Source organism: Candidatus Phytoplasma asiaticum (assembly GCF_015100165.3).
GTDB classification, from domain to species: Bacteria; Bacillota_I; Bacilli_A; order Acholeplasmatales; family Acholeplasmataceae; genus Phytoplasma; species Phytoplasma citri.
Genome location: NZ_CP097206.1, coordinates 60375 through 78665, shown reverse-complemented (window position 1 = coordinate 78665; position 18291 = coordinate 60375). Strand labels below are relative to the sequence as shown.

The window sequence follows — 18291 nt, the reverse complement described above, 5'->3', positions numbered from 1 at the left end:
TTTGCATTTATTTATTAAAAACTCACTTCCTTATATTATGTTTATGATTTTACAAAAATAAATTAATTTTTATACCTAACAATAAAAAAAGACTTTTTCAAGTCTTTTTTTGATGATATATAAAAATAAATTAAAAAATTTTATTAATTCTAACAGCTTTTAAACCTTGTTGAGTAGATTCTACATCAAATTCAAAAAGAGCACCTTGATAAAAAAAGTTTCTTCTATCTTCAGGCGTCATTTCTATAACAGATCTATCTGCTATTTGCGAAACATGAAAAAAAACTTCTTCTAATGTTTTAGTATCTAAACCAATTAATTCTTTAATTTCTGAATATTTTTCATTCATTTCCTCATTGGAAATTTCAGAATCTGATACCATGTTTTTTAATTCTTGAACTTTATTTTGTAATATTAATTTTTGTTCTTCTGATAAATTAGGATTTCTATAAATAAATCCATAATTACCTTTTTCTTCGTGATTATCTGTTATTCTTTTTTCAGAAAAAAACTTTAAATAACCTATACTACGTGGACTAATTTGATCTGCTGACATTTTAAAAAAACTCCTCTGCAATTGCATTCTAATTTCATTCTCTAATTTTATTTTAATTAGTCGAAATAGTCACTTTCATTATACACAAATTAATAGTAAAATTAAATATTATATTTAACAATAAAAAATAAAATTTGATATTAAATTTTTTAACTATATTCATTTCATTAATTGATGTTTATGATATAATTATCCTATTAATATAATAAAAAATATAGCCCTTATAGTTTAATGGTAAAACACATCAATGGTAATGATGTAATATAAGTTCAATTCTTATTAAGGGCACCAATTATTTTGTAAAAACCGATAACTTTTTTGGTAAAATTTAATAGTAATGATAAACTAAATAAATATTTCAAAAATTATTAATAATTTTTAATGAAATAGAATCGCGGGTGTCGTATAATGGTTATTACATATGCTTGCCAAGCATATAATGAGGGTTCGATTCCCTTCACTCGCTCCATAAATATTTTTTTTCAAAAAATTTATAATTAAAATATAATATAAATAGTTGAAAAATTGCTAAATTATTTAATAAAAATAAATAAAAATTAAATAAATATTATTTGATTAAATTTAAATATTTGTAATTTTTTATAATTTTAAAATTTAATCAAATAATATTTGATAATATAAAACAATTTTTGAATAATTTTAAAAACTTTTAAATAAAAATAAAATTATTAAAATAATTAATTATAAAATAAAAAAGAAATGTTTTTTGTTAAGATAAATACTTAACTTAAAACATTTCTTTTATAATTTTTAAACGATTAAGTTTCATCATTAAACTACGTTTAGCCTGGAAATCTCCAGGATGTTTTTTAACATGACATGATAATATTTCAATATCAGCCTTTAACAAATTAAACTGTACTTTATTAGAACCAGTATTAATAAAATTAGCATCATATTGTTCTAAAATTTTTCTTTTTTGTTCTTTATCTAAAGCCATTTTATTAAGTGATATCCTTCCAAAAACCCAAAAACAAAATATAAATATAAAATTAATAATTAATAAATTAATAAATCATCTTTTTTTATAGATAATTATAATTTTAAAAATTTTTCCACATCTAAAATAAAAACAGTAGCTCCACCAACGGAAACTTCTGAAGGTAAAGAATAATAAGCAGAAAATTCATTTAAAATATCATTCGGTATGATTTGTGTTTTCTGTCTAGAATGGAATTTAATAATTTCTATAGCTTGTTCCACTTTATCTGCTGGCAAACCTATAATTAAAGTAACATTTTTTTTACTCAAAAATCCTCCTTGAGTTGATAATCTTGTACTAAAAAAGTTATTTTTACTCAAATTATGTTGCACTTCATCAGCATCCTCTGATGAAACAATAGCTAAAATTAATTTCATTTTTTTATTCATATGCTAATATTATATAATATTTAAATATATAAAAAATATTATTTTATAAAAAAATTTTAAATTTTCAAAAATGGAGGCCCTGAACGGATTCGAACCGATGTTCAAGCTTTTGCAGAGCTATGCCTTACCGCTTGGCTACAGGGCCAAATAAAATAATAACAAAAGATTTAAAAATATTATTTATGAATATCACGAATATCCTTTAAATAATAAAATTAAAACTTCGTTATATTTATTATATATAAAATTAAAAATAAAAAAATAATATAAATTATGTTTTTTTTAAATTATTAAATTATAAATTTATTATTTTTTTTCTTTATGAAGTAAACATTTTCTTATACGGATAGATTAATTGCGTTTTATGCAGCGATTTATCTTTGCTGTTTTATTTACAATCAGCCCCCGTCCAAACCGGACAAGCAAGTTTCCAAGCATCCGGCTTTCCATAATTGATTCTCTTTCGAGAACTAATTTCCCCTCACGGTTGATTAGCTATTTAATTCTTATTGTTCTTGTTTTCTAATATCGTGTATTTGTTAATTGGTTATCTTCTGATGACAATCTTGACACAATACTTCAGTTCTTTTATTCCCGACCCTGTGGCGATGCGCGTTACGAATCATCCCAATGTGATGAATTTGCAGTGGGGTTGTTTTGTCGCAGTTATCACAACGTTCTGCTTTTAGACGGTCAGTTAAATTCGTACGACTTTGGAATATAAATCTATTAATGCTAATATCCGGATTTCCCTTATAGTTACACATTTTTTTAATTCTGTCCCAAGAATAAACATCCCATGGTTCGTAATGGGTTTTTTCTTTATTAAGATAAGAAACACCCCAAGTCGAACCTATCTTGCATTTTTTCCGAACTCTGGCAATTGAAGTTTTCCGTTTCTTTGCCAATGTTTTCAAACAGCTATACTCAGCTAGATAATTTAGATGAAATTAAAACCTTTAGATTGTTAGCTAAACAAAAGTATTGGATAAGTCCTTTGACAATTGTCTTATAGGTCCAAATTATTTCTAATTCGTCTCTCTCTTCGCTAATGTTTCGTCGTGTTTCGTTTTTCCCTTTTTTAACCAATTGTATTCATACCCATATTCTTCGACTTTCGCTTTAGAAATTTGGATTTGAACTTTGCCACTTAAGGAATTCTTATAAACCTTTTTAGTGTTTGTTGGTTGGATTTACCTTTATCATATAGGATAGAAAGTAATTAATCCCTTTAAATTTTTGTTTGACACTCTTAACGGCGTCGTGACCAGATTTTTGGTTCTAAATCCAAAACTCCATTCCAATAAGATTTCCTCAAAATAAGGAGTTAAGAGTTGTTCGAAACATTTTTATATCATCCGATCTTTAATGGTCAGTAAACCCAAGGGTCTGGTTTTTTATTATCTTTAGGAATGAGGATTATTTTAACCGGTTTCGGGTTGTAACCATTATTGACGTATTCCTGATGGTATCTTTCTAGTCTTTCTAGGTTAATCCCATCAATGGTTATATTGTCAACACCTGGTGTGCCCGCTCCTTTGTTAGCGGCAATTATATTGAATGCGGTTAACGTATTATAAAAGTTATCCATTCCTTATTGTAGTTCTCTTTTTAAAGAATAGCCATTTGCTGAACAATATTGAATTTTATTCAATGTTCATGAAAGTTTGGTTTCTGGTGAAACCATCGTTGACATTATATATCAACTCCTTTCTTGATACCATTGAATAAATAATCAATTACTTTCTTTCTTCGCCCTATAAGAGTCATTAACTCTCTTCTGGGTAAGACGATTAACTAAATTATTCCAAATTTAGGTTTACCCTTACGACTACTAAAAAGATGCTTTATCCTTGACCATCCGGGCTTTTATTTCCGGATTAGTAAACTTAATTACTTAGTTTTAGGATTCTCCAAGTTACACTAAATTTCTACCTTAATTCTTTAGGCGAAGTACCCTCTTTTAAGGAGGTTGATCCCAGGTTTTCTTTTAATTGATAAACTACTCAATACTTTCGAAATATATTAGTAGACTCTGGACTGTCCGTTTAAGCAACTTCCGAAACAGGTTTTGTCATTACCTCAATTACCTTCTTAGACCATTTCAGGCTTATCCATCGAATTATTTGGTGACAGGATCCTCTTGACTAATTTGCTTTCGTCTCAATCCGCTTTTATGGTCTGCTCTAATCTAACATTCTTTCGCATGTCAAACCGACCATCTCCATTCAGAGTTTATCAGCTCTGGCTATTGGTTAGATAGCACGAAATTTAGGCCTCTTTGGCGCCCTCGAAAGGACAATATTTTTTCAATTCCAAATTTTTAGGATTTTGTTTTTTATTTTTATAAGTATGATAATTTTCTCTACCACATTTTTGACAAAATAATTTAACTAATTCGCTCATTTTTCTTCTTATAACCTCGCTCGCTTATTATAAATAATTTAATAATTGCCAAAATTTAATAAAATCTTTATAAATTAAAAAAATAGTTATAAAAACTATTCTTTTAAATAATAAAATTTTAAATATTTATGAAATAAACATAATTTATATTAATATTCAATAATTTTAATGAGATTTTTTTCAAGAACTTCTGGATAACGATATTTAACTTCTCTCATTTTTTTAAATAAAACACATACAATTTTATTTTGAATATCAATTCTAGTTACTACACCTATCTCTTGTATACGGATAGATTAATTACGTTTTATGCAGCGATTTGTATTTGCTGTTTTATTTACAATTAGCCCCCGTCCAAACGGTGCGAGCAAGTTTCCAAGCACACCGCTTTCCATAATTTACTCTCTTGCGAGAACTAATTTCCCCTCACGGTTGATTAGCTATTTAATTCTTATCGTTCTTGTTTTCTAATATCGTGTATTTGTTGATTTGTTACCTTTCGATGACAATCTCTACACAGTACTTTTGTTCTTTTATTCATGATCCTTTGGCGATTCGAGTTGCGAACTATACCAATGTGATGAATTTGAAGTTAGGTTGTTTTATCGCAGTTCTCACAACGTTCCGATTTCAAGCGGTCAGTTAGGTGTGTACGACCTTGGAATATAAATCTATTAATGGTAATGTCGGGATTTCCCTTATAATTTCGCATTTTTTTAATTTTATCCCAAGAATAAACGTTCCATAGTTCGCGTTGAGTTATTCCTTTATTAATATAGGAGATTCCCCAAGTCAAACCTATCTTACATTTCTTCCGAAATTTGGCAATTGACGCATCACGTTTCCTTGCCAGCGTTTTCAAACAGCTATATTCTGATAGATAATTTAGATGGGTTAAAGCACCGAGATTGTTAGCTAAGCAAAAGTATTGGATAATTCCTTTAACAATTGTTTTATAGGTCCGGATTATTTCTAATTCATCCTTACCCGCTAATGTTTCGTCGTGCTTTACCTTTCCCCCTTTTAACCAATTGTATTCATATCCATATTCTTCGACTTTTGTTTTGGGAATTTGGATTTGAACTATTACCGTTTAAGGAATTCCGTGTGGTCTTCCCTGTGCGAATTTTATTGGTTGGTTTTACCTTTATAATATATGATAAGAACTTTTTTCCTTTACTAGCTTTTACAATTTTCGATTTATTCTTATTTATGGTAAGTTTTAAATCTTGCTCAAGCCATTGGACTACTTGGTTCTTGATCTTCTCGGTTTTGTTGTATTCTCTTTTGACGCCAATGATAAAATCATCAGCATAACGGATATATTCGACTCTTGGTTTTAGATTTAAATTGAGATAACTATCAATCCCCAGTTTATGGTATTGGTTTTTAGACCACGCTTTCCAATATTCTGGGTTATCTTTCTTAATTGGCTCCCCTTATCTTTGATTAGTTCCTCCGTTTTTAAGTCAATGTAATGTAAGTATACATTGGCTAATAATGGAGAAATGATTCCTCCCTGGGGAGAACCAGATAAGGATTCATATTTGATACCATCCTTCATGAAACCAGCTTTCAACTATTTTTTTAATGGTTGAGAGAACTTTATTCTTTCTGATGAACCGATTTAAGGTTCTCATGAGAATCTCATGATTGATTGTATCAAAGTAGCCTTTTAAGTCGATTTTGACGATGTAGTCAATTCCTTTAAATCTTTGTTTGGCGCGTTTGATCGCATCATGGCAGGTTTTTTTGGTTCTAAATCCAAATTTTCATTCTGAAAAAATATTTTCAAAATAGGGAGTTAAGAGTTTTTTTGAGGCATTTTTGTATTAGCCGATCTTTGATGGTCGGTAAACCTAGGGGGTCTAATATTTTTATTATCACTAGGAATAAGAATTCTTTTAACTGGTTTCGGGTTATAACCATTGTTGACATATTCCTGATGGTATCTCTTTAGTTTATTTAAATTAATACCATTAATGGTTTCATTGTCAATTCCAGGAGTAACCGCTCCTTTGTTAGCAGCTATTTTATTGAATGCGGTTAACGTGTTGTAAAAGTTATTCATTCCTTGTTGGAGTTCTCTTTTAAGAGAGTAGCCATTTGTAGAACAATATTGAATTTTATCCCGTGTTCGCGAAAGTTTAGTTTCTGGTGAAACTGTTGTTGACATAATATCAATCCCTTTCTTGATGCCACTGAATAAATAGTAAATTACTTTCTTCTTTCGCCCTATAAGAGTAGTTAACTCTTTTCTCGGTAAGCCGATTAACTAAATTATTCCAAATTTAGGTTTACCCTTACGACTACTAAAAAGATTCTTTATCCTTGACCATCCGGACTTTTATTTCTAGATTAGTAAATTTAATTACTTCGTTTTAGGATTCTCCAAGTTACACTAAATTTCTACCTTGATTCCGTAGGAGAAGTATCCTCTTTAGGAGGCTGATTCCAGGTTTCTTTTAATTGATAAACTACTCAGTACAGGTGAAATATACTAGTAGACTCTGGACTGTCCGTCTAAGCAACTTCCGAACAGGTTTGTTGATTACATCAATTATCCTTCTTAGACCATCACAGGCTTTTCCTTAGAATTGTTTGGTAGCGGGGTCCTCTTGACTAATTTGCTTTTGTCACAACCCGCTTTTATGGTCTGCTTTAATTCAATATTCTTTCGTTTATCAAATCGACCATATCCTTTCAGGGTTTATCTGCCCTGGCTATTGGTTAAATAGCACGAAATTTAGGCCTCTTTGGCGCCCTCACCTGCAACACTAACTTTAGCTCCAATAAAATGACGATAGGGATTAATATTTTGTTCTGCAAAATTCAAAAAAAATCCACCTCTTTCTAAAAAATATAACCAAATAAATTATTTGTATTTCCGAAAACCAGATTTCGATAATCTATTATAAAAAAGACCTTCTCTAAAGAGATGGTCATCGGTTAAAAATCATATATTATGATTTTTTATCGATCCTTTTTATTCAGATAATATTTTTTTAAAATCTCTTTTAACTTTAGTACTCATTTTAAATGTTGGAACTGTTTGTGGAGGTGTAACACGAATTTCAGATGTAGTAGGTATTTTAAATTTTCTTGATTTACGATATGACATTTTGAAAAAACCTAAATATGGAATTGTAAATTTTTCTTTTTTATTTAAAGTTTCGCCCATTGTATCATATAAAGATTTAAAAACTTTCACAACATCCTTTTTTTTAATATTTGTATCTTTAGCTACTTTAGAAATCAATTCGGCCTTATTCATTATTTTTTGACTCCTTTATTAAATTTTAAAATCATTTTCAATTAAAATAATTAAAAGTTAAAAAAATATTTTCAACTTCTTACTAAGATTCAAATTTAGATAAAATAAATTAACTATTTCGAAAAAATAATATAAATATACATCGAAAAATTAAAAATTATGTCCAAAAACTTGAATCTAGTTTGATTTTAGCATAAAAATAAATTTTATTAACATAAAATCGTTATTTGTGCATAAATTTATTCATAATTGTTTCCAAAAGATAATTTATAGGTTTTTTTTCTATAACTACCTGATAAGCGCTTTTTATAATAGGCAATTTTATATTTTTATCTAACATCAAATTATAAAAAGCTTTCAAATTATTAATACCTTCAATAGTTTGATAACTATTTAAATAAATTTTTTTAATATCTGTTCCTAAACCTATTCGAATACCAGCTTGATAGTTTCGGGAATTTTCATTAAAACTTGTTACTATTAAATCGCCTAATCCTGCTACTCCTAAAATTGTCTCCAAAGAAAATCGTAAATATTTCATTAATTCATATAATTCTAACATAGCTATACTAAAAAAAGCAGATTTAGCATTATTTTTAAAATTATTCATATCTAAAATACCACTAATCAAAGATAAAACATTTTTAAAAGCACTACATATTTCGCAACCATAAACATCATTTGAACAAACAACTTTTAAATAAGTTGAATTAGCAAAAATATAAGATATAAAATCAGCAAATTTAGCATCCAAAGAAGCAGCAACTAAAAAAGTTAAATAACAATCGATGACTTCTTCAGCATGAGATGGCCCCATAATACAACCATAATTTTTAATCTGAAATACATTTAATTCTTCATTAATAATTTCTTGAACAGTCTTATAACTAGAAACTTCTATACCTTTAGAAGCGTTAATAAAATATTTTGATTGTTTTTTTAAAATCAAATTAATTTCTCGCAATAATAATCTTATTTTTTGAGCAGGTATACATAAAATTATTAAATCCGAATATAATAAAGCTTCGGATAAACAAGAAGTAGCTTGTATTTTTGTATTTAAATTTTTATCAAAAACAGAATGTTTATGTTGTTTAATACGATTTACATATTCAAGATTATTATCACATACTAAAACTAAATGACCGTTATTTGCTAAAACTTGAGCTAAAGTAGTTCCCCAAGCTCCTCCTCCTATAATAGTAATTTTTGTATTCATATATTATCACTTTTCTTTTTAAAAATTATTTTAATAGGTAAACCTTGTAATTCTAAATTTAATCTTAATTGATTTTTCAAAAATCTTTCATAAGAAAAATGAATAAATTGCGGATTATTAACTAAACAAACAAAAGTAGGTGGTTTATTAAAAATTTGTTTTAAATAATAAAAACGAGCTTTTCCTTGTTGAAATATATGAGGAGGATTTAATTGAATAGCTTTGTATAAAATATCATTTAAAACATGATCTTTAAAAGTACGTTTATAGTTTAAAAAAACTATATCTAACGTTTTCATAAATTTATCTAAATTATATTTTTTCAAAGCAGAAATATTAATCAAAGGCATATAATCCAAAAATTTTAATTCATTTCTAATTTTATTTTCAAATGTATCTTGAATTTGATCATTTTTAGTAATCAAATCACACTTATTAGCAATAATAATGCAAGGTTTATTAGCTTTAAAAATCATAGAAGCAATATTTTTATCTTGATCACTAATTTTATGACTAACATCCATCATAAAACAAACAATATCACTTTCTAATATAGCCAAAGAAGTTCTTAAAAAACTGTATTTTTCTTTACCAATTTGAATTTTTCCTCTTTTTTTTAAACCTGCTGTATCAATAATACGATAAAAACTTTGGTTATATTCGAATAAATTATTCACTGCATCTGTAGTAGTACCAGGAATATTAGAAACAATCATTCTTTCTTGAGATAATAAAGAATTTGTAAAAGTAGATTTACCAACATTAGGTTTTCCAATCACACAAAAATTAACTACATCTTCATTTTTAATGTTATTATAAACAAGTTCTAATGGCTGCTTAGAAATAATAATATCTAAAAGTTTTCCTATACCAATACCATGAAGAACACTAATACCTACGATTTCATCAAAACCTAAACTATAAAAATTATAAATATCCGGTAACAAATTAATATTATCCATTTTATTTACTGCAACCACTACTTTAGAAATTTTAGAATATAAAAGTTTGGCTATAAAAAAATCTTCTTGTGTAACTCCTTCTCGAATATCTGTTAAAAATATAATAACATCAGCTTCTTGAATAGCTATTTGAGTTTGATATTTAATTTTTTCTTGAAAAGGTAAAATATCCAAACTAAGACCACCTGTATCAATAATAATAAAATTTTTATTTAACCAATGAGTATCAGCATAAATACGATCTTTAGTAGTGCCAGCTTCAGAATCAACTACAGCTAATCTTTTCCTTAAAAGGCGATTAAACAAACTAGATTTACCTACATTAGGGCGACCTACAATAGCTACCTTAAACATTTTTAACCAACATTTTCTTTTTAATTAAATCCTCTATTAAATTAACTGTTTCCGCAACAGAAAACTCAGTATTATCTATCAAAATAGCATCTTCTGCTTTTTTTAAAGGAGCGATAGAACGTTTTTTATCTTTTAAATCTCTTAATTGAATTTCTTTGATAATCTGCGCCAAATTTATTTGATCTTGACCTATTATTTTTAACTCTTTTTGTTTTCGCAAAGCACGTTGTTCGATGCTAGCAGTTAAAAAAATTTTTAAATCAGCATGTGGCATCACAACAGTACCAATATCTCTTCCGTCCATAATAAGATAATCGTGTTCACGAATTATTTGATATTGTAATATTAAAATTTTGTTTCTAACAGGTAACAAAGAAGAAATATTAGAAACTTTTTGTTCAATATAATAATCATTTAAATTAACAGAAAAATATTCATTATTTAAATAAAAACCATCATTTGTTAACTTAATATTTATATTTTTTAATATTTGTTCTAAGTTAGCAATATCTAAATCATCATTATAACTTATTTCATTTTTTAATATATAAAAAGTAATTAAACGAAATAATAATCCAGTATTTAAATAAAACCATTTTAATTTATTAGCTAATAATCGACTAACAGTACTTTTGCCAGCTCCAGCTGGACCATCAATAGCTACTTTAAAATTCATAATAACAAAAAGAAACTCCTTATTGATAATATTTTTTATTAAATAAAATTTAATAAAAAAACTTTAATATTTGTTTGCATTTTATTTCTCGTTATAACGAGATACATAACAATCATTAGAAGTATTAATAATAATTTTTTCTCCAATCCCGATAAAAACAGGAACTTTTATAACCAAACCTGTTTCTAAAATAGCATCTTTATAAGCAGTATTACTTTTACGATTATTTTCGCCAGAAATAATAGGGTCTGTTTGATACACTTTTAAAACTATTTTATCTGGTAAAATAGTACCTAAAATATTATTTTGATCGCAAAAAAGAAATTCAACAACAACATCTTCAGCTAAATATTTTTTAATACTTATTATATCTAACTCAGCAATTTCGATTTGTTCATAAGTATTTTCGTTTACAAAAACATATATTCCGTTTTGTATATAAGAAAATTTCAATTTAACTTTGTTTACTAAAGCTGTTTCAATTTTAATACCTGAATTAAAAGTATATTCTATAATACTACCTGTTTTTAAATTTTTTAATTTACTTCTAACAAAAGCAGAACCCTTGCCAGGTTTAACATGCAAAAAATCAATTATTTGATAAATATTATTTTTTAATTTAATAGTCATTCCTGTTTTAAAATCATTTGTGTTAATCATTTTGTTTACCTTTTTTCAAAAAATTTTTAATTATATCGATAGCTTTAACTTCTAATTTAGGATCTAAAGCTTCTAATTGTACTAAAGATGGCATTTGATTCATAAACCAAGTTTTTTGTCTTTTAGCATATTTAAGAGTTTTAGTAATAATCAAATCATAAGCTTGTTGAAAAGAAATCTTTTTTTCTAAAAAATCTTTAATTTCTCGATAACCAATAATATTAAAATTAGCATTAGGATATTTATTTATTAAATATTTAACTTCTCCCACAAATCCTTGTTTCAACATTTTTTCTAACCTTAATATAATACGTTGTTTCAAAAATTGAGGCTCTAAATTCAAATAAATAGTTAAAATATCAAATAAAGGTTTATTTGATCCACTTTTTTGAGATCTTAAACTATTACACATAACCTGACGATAAGCACTAATAATTCGACGAGAATTTTTTATATCTATAACTAATTTCGGATCTTTTTGAAAAATTAATTTTAACATATTTTCTAAAGTACAATTTTGATAAGATTTATTTTCATAATCTTCAGAAATAGCCAATTCATAATCAAACAAAGCAGCTTTAATATAAAGGCCACTTCCTCCTACTATAAAAGGAGTTTGAATATTCAAAATTTTATTTCTCGCATCTTGTTGGAAATTAAAAATATTATATTTATCACCAGGATTAATATCATCCAACAAATGATGAGGTATATGAGTTTCTTTAAGAGAAATTTTAGCTGAACCAATATTAAATTCTTTATAAATTTGAACTGAATCAGCATTAATTATTTCTCCACAAAAAAAATCAGCTAATTTCAAAGAAAGAGAAGTTTTACCTGAAGCAGTAGGGCCTGTAATAACTATAATTTTTTTTTGTATTTTGTTATTCATGATACTTAATTTTCATAATTTTTTGTTTTTTTCCTAAAGTTAAAACAACTCCATTTAACTGTCTTTTGCCTTGAGCAATTTTATGTTTTAATTTGTGATTATTTAAAAAATTATTAATAATAATATTTTTATCTTGACCTATTATACCATCTAAAGGTCCTGTCATACCTGCATCAGAAATATAAAGAGTTTTTTTAGGCAAAATTCTTTCATCATTAGTCTGAACATGAGTATGAGTTCCTACGATAGCATTAATTCTACCATCAAAATAATTTGCTAAAGCTAGTTTTTCGCTAGTTGCCTGAGCATGAAAATCTAAAAAAGCATAATGATATTGATTTTTATAAACTTTTAAAACATGTTCTATTTTTTTAAAAGGGCAAGATAAAAATTTATTATTCATAAAAACTCGACCCAAAGCATTCATAATTAAAAGTTTTTTATCTTTATACTCAATAATTTTATGACCACATCCGAGATGTAAACTATCATCATTCAACGGTCTTATAATATTAGTATTTTCTATAAATGACTTTAAATCATGATTTTTCCAAGTATGATTACCTAGAGTAATCATATTAACACCTGAAATTTTTAAATTATAAAAACTTTGGAAATCTAAACCTTGTCCTTCTGCCGCATTTTCAGCATTCGCAATAACAATATTGATTTTATAATGTTGTTTTAAAAAATTAATTTTTTCAATTAAATAATTAATTCCTATCGAACCGCAAATATCTCCAATAAAAAGAATATTCATAATGATACTACCTTTGTATTAAACTTAACTAATACTTAAATTTGAAATTTCGGTTAAACGAACTTCTCTAATAACAGTTATTTTAATACTACCATTATATCTAATATTTTTCATAATTTGATCTTTAATTGTTTGAATTACTGTAAAAATAGCTAAATCATCAATTTGTTTAGGATCTACAATAACTCTAATTTCTCGGCCAGATTTAATAGCATAAGATTTTTCTACACCAGGAATTTTATTAGCAATTTCTTCTAATTGAGTAATTCTTTTAATATAATTATCTAAAGAATCACGACGAGCTCCCGGTCTAGAAGCGCTAATAGCATCAGCAATAGCAACTAAAACAGCAATAATACTACTAGGTTCTTGATCTTCATGATGAGATGCTACAGCATCTATTACTTCTAAAGGTTCTTTATGTTTCATAACAATATCTAAACCTATTTTAACGTGACTTCCTTCTAATTGATAATCTAAAGATTTTCCAATATCATGTAATAGTCCTGCACGACGAGCTAATAATTCATTTTCCCCTATTTCTGCAGCTAATTTGCCTGCTAAAAAAGATACTTCTAAAGAATGTTTTAAAACATTTTGTCCATGACTGGTACGAAAATGCAAAGAACCTAATAATTTTATTAATTCTTCATCCAAAAAACCTATTTTAGCCTCTAAAATAGCTTCTTCTCCTATATCTTGAATAAAATTATCAAATTCATCTTGAACCTTGGTAAAAGTTTGTTCTATACTAACAGGTGTAATACGACCATCTAAAATTAAATTTTCTAAAGTACGACGCGCTATTTCCCGTCTTTTCGAATCAAAAGAACTTAATATAACAGTATTGGGTATATCATCTATAATTAAATCTACTCCTGTTATAATTTGAAAAGTTCTAATATTTCTTCCTTCTTTGCCAATAATTCTCCCCTTTAATTCATTATTATCCAAATAAACTATATCCACATTATTTTCGGAAGAAATTTTACGAGATAATTGTTGCATAGTTGATACTAGCAAAACATGAGCTTTCTTTTTAACTTGAAATTTATATTCTTCTTCTTGAGATTTAATATAATTCATAATTTCTTGTTGAGAATTTTTACGAATTTCTTCCATAATAATTTGTTTAGCTTGTTCTTTAGTTAAAGAAGCAATATGTTCTAATTCGTTTTGTCTCTTTATAATAAGATTTTGAACTTTATTTTGCATTTGTTCAATTTGCTCTTGAGAAATATTAATTTTTTGTTCTTTCATGTATAATAATTCTTCTTTATCATTTAAATATCTAGTTCGAGAATTTAATAATTCTTCTTTATGAATAATTTGTTCTTCTAAATTAACAATTATTCGTCTCCTCAAATTCAAATCTTCTTCAACTTCTTTTTTTAAAATATGGATTTCTTGTTTAGCTTTTGATATCATTTCTTGAGCTATTATTTGAGCACTAGAAATTTTTTCTTGAGCTTTTTGTTTGGTTGTTTGTATAATTTTTTTAATTTTTTGTTGATAATAAAAAATTAAATAATACAATAATCCTAAAATAACAATAATTAAGGGCAAGTAAATAAACAAAGCAAGGAACCATTTTGTTGATGTTCCTAACATGATAATAAATTTATGCCTTCCATTTTGATTATTTATTTTCAATATTATTTAAAAATTAATTGATTAAAATATAATGTCAACAACAAAATAATTTATAATTAAAATTTATTTCATAATTTAAAATAAATAATTTAATTTTTTTTAAAAAACAAAAAAAATAAACAAATTAATTTTTAATTAATTTGCTTATTATAATGAAAATTTATAAAAAACTACATTTAAGTTATTAAAATAATATATTAAAATATTACCAAACAAAAATAAAACTATATATATTCTATATAAATATTAAATTATTTGATTTTCTTAAATGAGTTTTTAATGGATAATAGTTAAAATATTTATATATTTTAATTTAAAATAAAGCAACTTTTAAATTTTATGTACTTTAATAAATTAAGAAATTTTATTCAAAATTGTCAACAACTATCTAAAAGCAAAAATCATTTTAGAAACAAATACACGAACTACACCAAATGAAGCAACAAATAAAGATGTCACATATTTCAAACCAAAACTATTACGAGGTAATGTTTTTTTGGAAGACGAAATCTCTTTAATGATTTTTACATTATTATTTGAAGATTTTTTTTCGAAGACATTATTTATTTGATCTAAATTTTTGTCTATCAAACTATCGGAAAGTAAAGAAAGTTTTTCATTCTCTTCATAATCATAATCTATTGATTGAAGTGAATTTTCATTTGAAATAATAGAAGATATTTGTTCATAAGAAGTATGTTTTACGGATTCTAAAAAGTTATCGCCATATTTTTTTAATTTCTTAAAAACTTTTTTTTATTTTTTGAATTTCCTGGTTTAATAAATTGAAATTTATCTTTTTGTACATCCGATGTGATTGGTTTTTGTGATTGAGATGTGATATTATCTGGTTTTATCTTATTAGAATTTCCTGTAGCAACTAACGGATCATTAGTTGGTGACACTGGACTGTTCGGACGGTTCTTGTCCTTCGCTAATTGATCGCCATTAGTTGGTGACACTGGACTGTTCGGACGGTTCTTGTCCTTCGCTAATTGATCGCCATTAGTTGGTGACACTGGACTGTTCGGACGGTTCTTGTCCTTCGCTAATTGATCGCCATTAGTTGGTGACACTGGACTGTTCGGACGGTTCTTGTCCTTCGCTAATTGATCGTCATTAGTTGGTGACACTGGACTGTTCGGACGGTTCTTGTCCTTCGCTAATTGATCGTCATTAGTTGGTGACACTGGACTGTTCGGACGGTTCTCTTCCTTCGCTAATTGATCGTCATTAGTTGGTGACACTGGACTGTTCGGACGGTTCTCTTCCTTCACTAATTGATCGTCATTAGTTGGTGACACTGGACTGTTCGGACGGTTCTCTTCCTTCACTAATTGATCGTCATTAGTTGGTGAAACTGAACCTTTAAAAACGCTAACAAGTTCTTTTGCATTGTCTGCCAATTCTTTTATTTTATCTGCATTATTATTCACAAGATTTAATGCATTGTTTGCATTATTACTCACAATATTTAATGCATTTTGCGCATTATCCCAAATTGTTTTTTCATTTGAATCAGAAATATCACCATCATTATTATTAACACTATGTTCAGATTGTTCATGATATGGATAGATTATTTGCGTTTGCTTATCAGAATTTACTTTCTGATATTTATTACAAAACAGCCCCCATCTAAACCGGACGGGCAAGTTTCCAAGCATCCGGCTTGCCATAATTTACCCTCATTTAAGGACTAACTTAATGTCGCCAATGGTTAGTTTGTTTATTCTGAACGTTTTTTGTTTCTTAAGTTATGGAATATCGTTTATTTTTAATTAATTATCCAAAAATAGTTCCCTTATAAAACTATCTTTAATGATGTTTTGATTATTTAATAAACAATTTTACATAATATTAATGCTCACAAAAACTTAATTTCTTAAATTAAAATAGTTATTAGCATCTACGCTAACTCTTTTTTAATCCTTGAATAAACAATAAATTACTGACTTCTTTCGCCCTATAAAGGCCATTAACCTTCTTCCCGAGAGGACGATTGACTTAATGATTCCAAATTAAGTTTTACTCCTCCGACTACTAAAAAGTCGCTTTATCCTTGGGCCTAATGACTTTTATTTCATTATTAATTATTATTGATCAATTATAATAACTCTGCCTTTAGGATTCTCCAAGTTACTCTAAATATCAACCTTGGTTCCTTAGGTGAAGTGACCATTTTAGATTAACGGTGAGATTCCAGGTTTTTTTAATGAATAAACTACCCAATACTATTCACATATATTGATAGACTCTGGACTGCTCGATCTCAGTAGTTTACGAGACAGGTAAATTTATCACATCTACTTCATTCCTTAGGCCTTCTCAGGCTTTCCCTTAAAACCATTTGGTGGCAGTATCCTCTTGACTAACTACTTCGTCGCAACCCGCTTTTAAGAACTGCTGTAATTTTTTATTCTTTCGTTTAAAAAACCGTTCTTATCCTTTCAGTGTTTATTCGCACTGGCAATTGGTTAAATCGCTCGATATTTAGGCATCTTTTGGCGCCCTGAATAGAAATAACATAATTAATTTTATAAAAAGTTATATTAAACCCTCACCCAAACCGCACGGGCATATTCCTATGCATACGGCTTTCCGAGTTAAATTATACAAAAAATAATATGCATAATTTAATCTGTTTTTCTTCCCCTTGTGTACAGGTATTACCTGCTCCTTGGTAGGACATGACCCCTACGAGTACTATAAAACTCTGTAAGCATTTATAAAATATCTAAGGCGGATAAATGATTAGGCATAAATGCTCAAATCTAAATTAATAAATACCTTATTCAAAAAAGATATTTGTAAAAATCTTAATTAAATTTTTTATAAGAAGCTTATCCAAGGTAGCTATTTAATTATTGGTAAGTGTTAAAGATCGCATGGCTTTATTTAAAATAAATCATCCCATTATATTTATGAAAATATATGAAAAACGTTAAAAAATAAGTTTCAAAAATAAAAAATATTTTTCGGATAGAACTTAATTGCAAGATAAAGAAAATACAATTAATGCGTTTTGATATGTTATCAACAATATTTATTCACGAATAACATATTTTTTTAATTTATTTTATATTATAGCTTTAATTTAAAAAATTTCATGCTTATTTTAACTTCGCCTCGCATATTATTTTAAAAAAATATCAATCTTCAAAATAATTATGCTTTTTGAATATGCTATGTTCCCTTATAAATTTTCATTCTCAGGTAAATTCAACGGCTTAGCACGCTATCCCTATGCTAGGAGGACCATATAATCTCCTAAATTAAACGCCCGAACTTGCGCACCTTATCCTGTTGTGATTGTGTTAAAATAGATTCATTTTCTAATAAATCAATTTCATCTGAATTTTCAAAAATACCAATACAAAACATTATCAAAGGGATTACTAAAACAGAAAATATCAACAAAGATAAACCTATAAACTTTTTATTAAAATTTAATGGTCGGCTCAAATATAGTTCACTCCCTTATTCA

General features: G+C 27.0%; 15 protein-coding genes, 3 tRNA genes and 2 pseudogenes. 2 read left to right on the top strand and 18 right to left on the bottom strand.

Translation table 11 applies throughout. From position 1 onward, the window contains the following. Window positions 1-130: 130 nt before the first annotated feature. Window positions 131-556, bottom strand: coding sequence for a hypothetical protein (locus H7686_RS00320; protein WP_193622105.1), 426 nt, complete (start codon window positions 554-556; stop codon window positions 131-133). 217 nt (window positions 557-773) lie between these two features. On the opposite strand from H7686_RS00320, the gene H7686_RS00315 reads away from it, so the two are divergent. Continuing rightward, a tRNA-Thr gene (locus H7686_RS00315) sits at window positions 774-847 on the top strand. 103 nt (window positions 848-950) lie between these two features. Continuing rightward, window positions 951-1025: transfer RNA gene (locus H7686_RS00310), tRNA-Gly, on the top strand. 279 nt (window positions 1026-1304) lie between these two features. Here H7686_RS00310 and H7686_RS00305 read toward each other — a convergent pair. From H7686_RS00305 to H7686_RS00225, 17 genes and pseudogenes are all read right to left on the bottom strand, one after another. Further along, complete coding sequence (locus H7686_RS00305; RefSeq protein WP_193622104.1) at window positions 1305-1517, bottom strand: 30S ribosomal protein S15; 213 nt, start codon at window positions 1515-1517, stop codon at window positions 1305-1307. Window positions 1518-1612: 95 nt separating this feature from the next. Beyond that, window positions 1613-1936 carry a cyclic-di-AMP receptor gene (locus H7686_RS00300; RefSeq protein ID WP_078122979.1) on the bottom strand — a complete coding sequence of 108 codons (324 nt, stop codon included), beginning with the start codon at window positions 1934-1936 and terminating at the stop codon, window positions 1613-1615. Window positions 1937-2019: 83 nt separating this feature from the next. Then, a tRNA-Cys gene (locus H7686_RS00295) sits at window positions 2020-2093 on the bottom strand. Window positions 2094-2487: 394 nt separating this feature from the next. Beyond that, window positions 2488-3602, bottom strand: a pseudogene (locus H7686_RS00290) (group II intron reverse transcriptase/maturase). Between the two features lie 617 nt (window positions 3603-4219). Continuing rightward, complete coding sequence (gene rpmG, locus H7686_RS00285) at window positions 4220-4354, bottom strand: 50S ribosomal protein L33 (protein WP_193621806.1); 135 nt, start codon at window positions 4352-4354, stop codon at window positions 4220-4222. A 451-nt stretch (window positions 4355-4805) separates the two neighbouring features. Further along, a pseudogene (locus tag H7686_RS00280) lies at window positions 4806-6530 on the bottom strand (reverse transcriptase domain-containing protein). 810 nt (window positions 6531-7340) lie between these two features. Beyond that, complete coding sequence (locus tag H7686_RS00275) at window positions 7341-7628, bottom strand: HU family DNA-binding protein (RefSeq protein ID WP_193621805.1); 288 nt, start codon at window positions 7626-7628, stop codon at window positions 7341-7343. 223 nt (window positions 7629-7851) lie between these two features. After that, entirely contained in the window at window positions 7852-8847 is a 996-nt protein-coding gene (locus H7686_RS00270; RefSeq protein WP_193621804.1) for an NAD(P)H-dependent glycerol-3-phosphate dehydrogenase, read from the bottom strand. Then, entirely contained in the window at window positions 8844-10163 is a 1320-nt protein-coding gene (gene der, locus H7686_RS00265) for a ribosome biogenesis GTPase Der (protein ID WP_193621803.1), read from the bottom strand. Before der ends, H7686_RS00270 begins: the two co-directional genes overlap by 4 nt. Further along, the gene (gene cmk / locus H7686_RS00260) at window positions 10156-10839 is read right to left on the bottom strand and encodes a (d)CMP kinase (protein WP_193621802.1); all 684 of its coding nucleotides are present in this window, start codon (window positions 10837-10839) and stop codon (window positions 10156-10158) included. Before cmk ends, der begins: the two co-directional genes overlap by 8 nt. 81 nt (window positions 10840-10920) lie before the next feature. Further along, entirely contained in the window at window positions 10921-11499 is a 579-nt protein-coding gene (gene efp / locus H7686_RS00255) for an elongation factor P (RefSeq protein ID WP_193621801.1), read from the bottom strand. Then, window positions 11492-12391, bottom strand: coding sequence for a tRNA (adenosine(37)-N6)-dimethylallyltransferase MiaA (gene miaA, locus H7686_RS00250; RefSeq protein WP_193621800.1), 900 nt, complete (start codon window positions 12389-12391; stop codon window positions 11492-11494). Before miaA ends, efp begins: the two co-directional genes overlap by 8 nt. Continuing rightward, window positions 12384-13151 carry a TIGR00282 family metallophosphoesterase gene (locus H7686_RS00245; protein ID WP_193621799.1) on the bottom strand — a complete coding sequence of 256 codons (768 nt, stop codon included), beginning with the start codon at window positions 13149-13151 and terminating at the stop codon, window positions 12384-12386. The genes miaA and H7686_RS00245 overlap by 8 nt, the downstream gene beginning before the upstream one ends. A 24-nt stretch (window positions 13152-13175) precedes the next feature. Next, window positions 13176-14762, bottom strand: a complete 1587-nt coding sequence (gene rny, locus H7686_RS00240) for a ribonuclease Y (RefSeq protein WP_193621798.1) — start codon at window positions 14760-14762, stop codon at window positions 13176-13178. 426 nt (window positions 14763-15188) lie between these two features. Beyond that, window positions 15189-15395 (bottom strand): hypothetical protein, encoded by a 207-nt coding sequence (locus H7686_RS00235; protein ID WP_193621797.1) that lies wholly within the window; start codon window positions 15393-15395, stop codon window positions 15189-15191. A gap of 143 nt (window positions 15396-15538) precedes the next feature. Continuing rightward, window positions 15539-16483, bottom strand: coding sequence for a hypothetical protein (locus H7686_RS00230; RefSeq protein ID WP_444517546.1), 945 nt, complete (start codon window positions 16481-16483; stop codon window positions 15539-15541). 1591 nt (window positions 16484-18074) lie between these two features. Then, window positions 18075-18269, bottom strand: a complete 195-nt coding sequence (locus tag H7686_RS00225) for a hypothetical protein (RefSeq protein ID WP_193621794.1) — start codon at window positions 18267-18269, stop codon at window positions 18075-18077. Window positions 18270-18291: the final 22 nt, after the last annotated feature.

Coding starts and splice junctions, on each gene's coding strand:
- H7686_RS00320 (WP_193622105.1), bottom strand. CDS start 556: ATGTCAGCAGATCAAATTAGTCCACGTAGTATAGGTTATTTAAAGTTT.
- H7686_RS00305 (WP_193622104.1), bottom strand. CDS start 1,517: ATGGCTTTAGATAAAGAACAAAAAAGAAAAATTTTAGAACAATATGAT.
- H7686_RS00300 (WP_078122979.1), bottom strand. CDS start 1,936: ATGAAATTAATTTTAGCTATTGTTTCATCAGAGGATGCTGATGAAGTG.
- rpmG (WP_193621806.1), bottom strand. CDS start 4,354: ATGAGCGAATTAGTTAAATTATTTTGTCAAAAATGTGGTAGAGAAAAT.
- H7686_RS00275 (WP_193621805.1), bottom strand. CDS start 7,628: ATGAATAAGGCCGAATTGATTTCTAAAGTAGCTAAAGATACAAATATT.
- H7686_RS00270 (WP_193621804.1), bottom strand. CDS start 8,847: ATGAATACAAAAATTACTATTATAGGAGGAGGAGCTTGGGGAACTACT.
- der (WP_193621803.1), bottom strand. CDS start 10,163: ATGTTTAAGGTAGCTATTGTAGGTCGCCCTAATGTAGGTAAATCTAGT.
- cmk (WP_193621802.1), bottom strand. CDS start 10,839: ATGAATTTTAAAGTAGCTATTGATGGTCCAGCTGGAGCTGGCAAAAGT.
- efp (WP_193621801.1), bottom strand. CDS start 11,499: ATGATTAACACAAATGATTTTAAAACAGGAATGACTATTAAATTAAAA.
- miaA (WP_193621800.1), bottom strand. CDS start 12,391: ATGAATAACAAAATACAAAAAAAAATTATAGTTATTACAGGCCCTACT.
- H7686_RS00245 (WP_193621799.1), bottom strand. CDS start 13,151: ATGAATATTCTTTTTATTGGAGATATTTGCGGTTCGATAGGAATTAAT.
- rny (WP_193621798.1), bottom strand. CDS start 14,762: ATGTTAGGAACATCAACAAAATGGTTCCTTGCTTTGTTTATTTACTTG.
- H7686_RS00230 (WP_444517546.1), bottom strand. CDS start 16,483: ATGGCAAGCCGGATGCTTGGAAACTTGCCCGTCCGGTTTAGATGGGGG.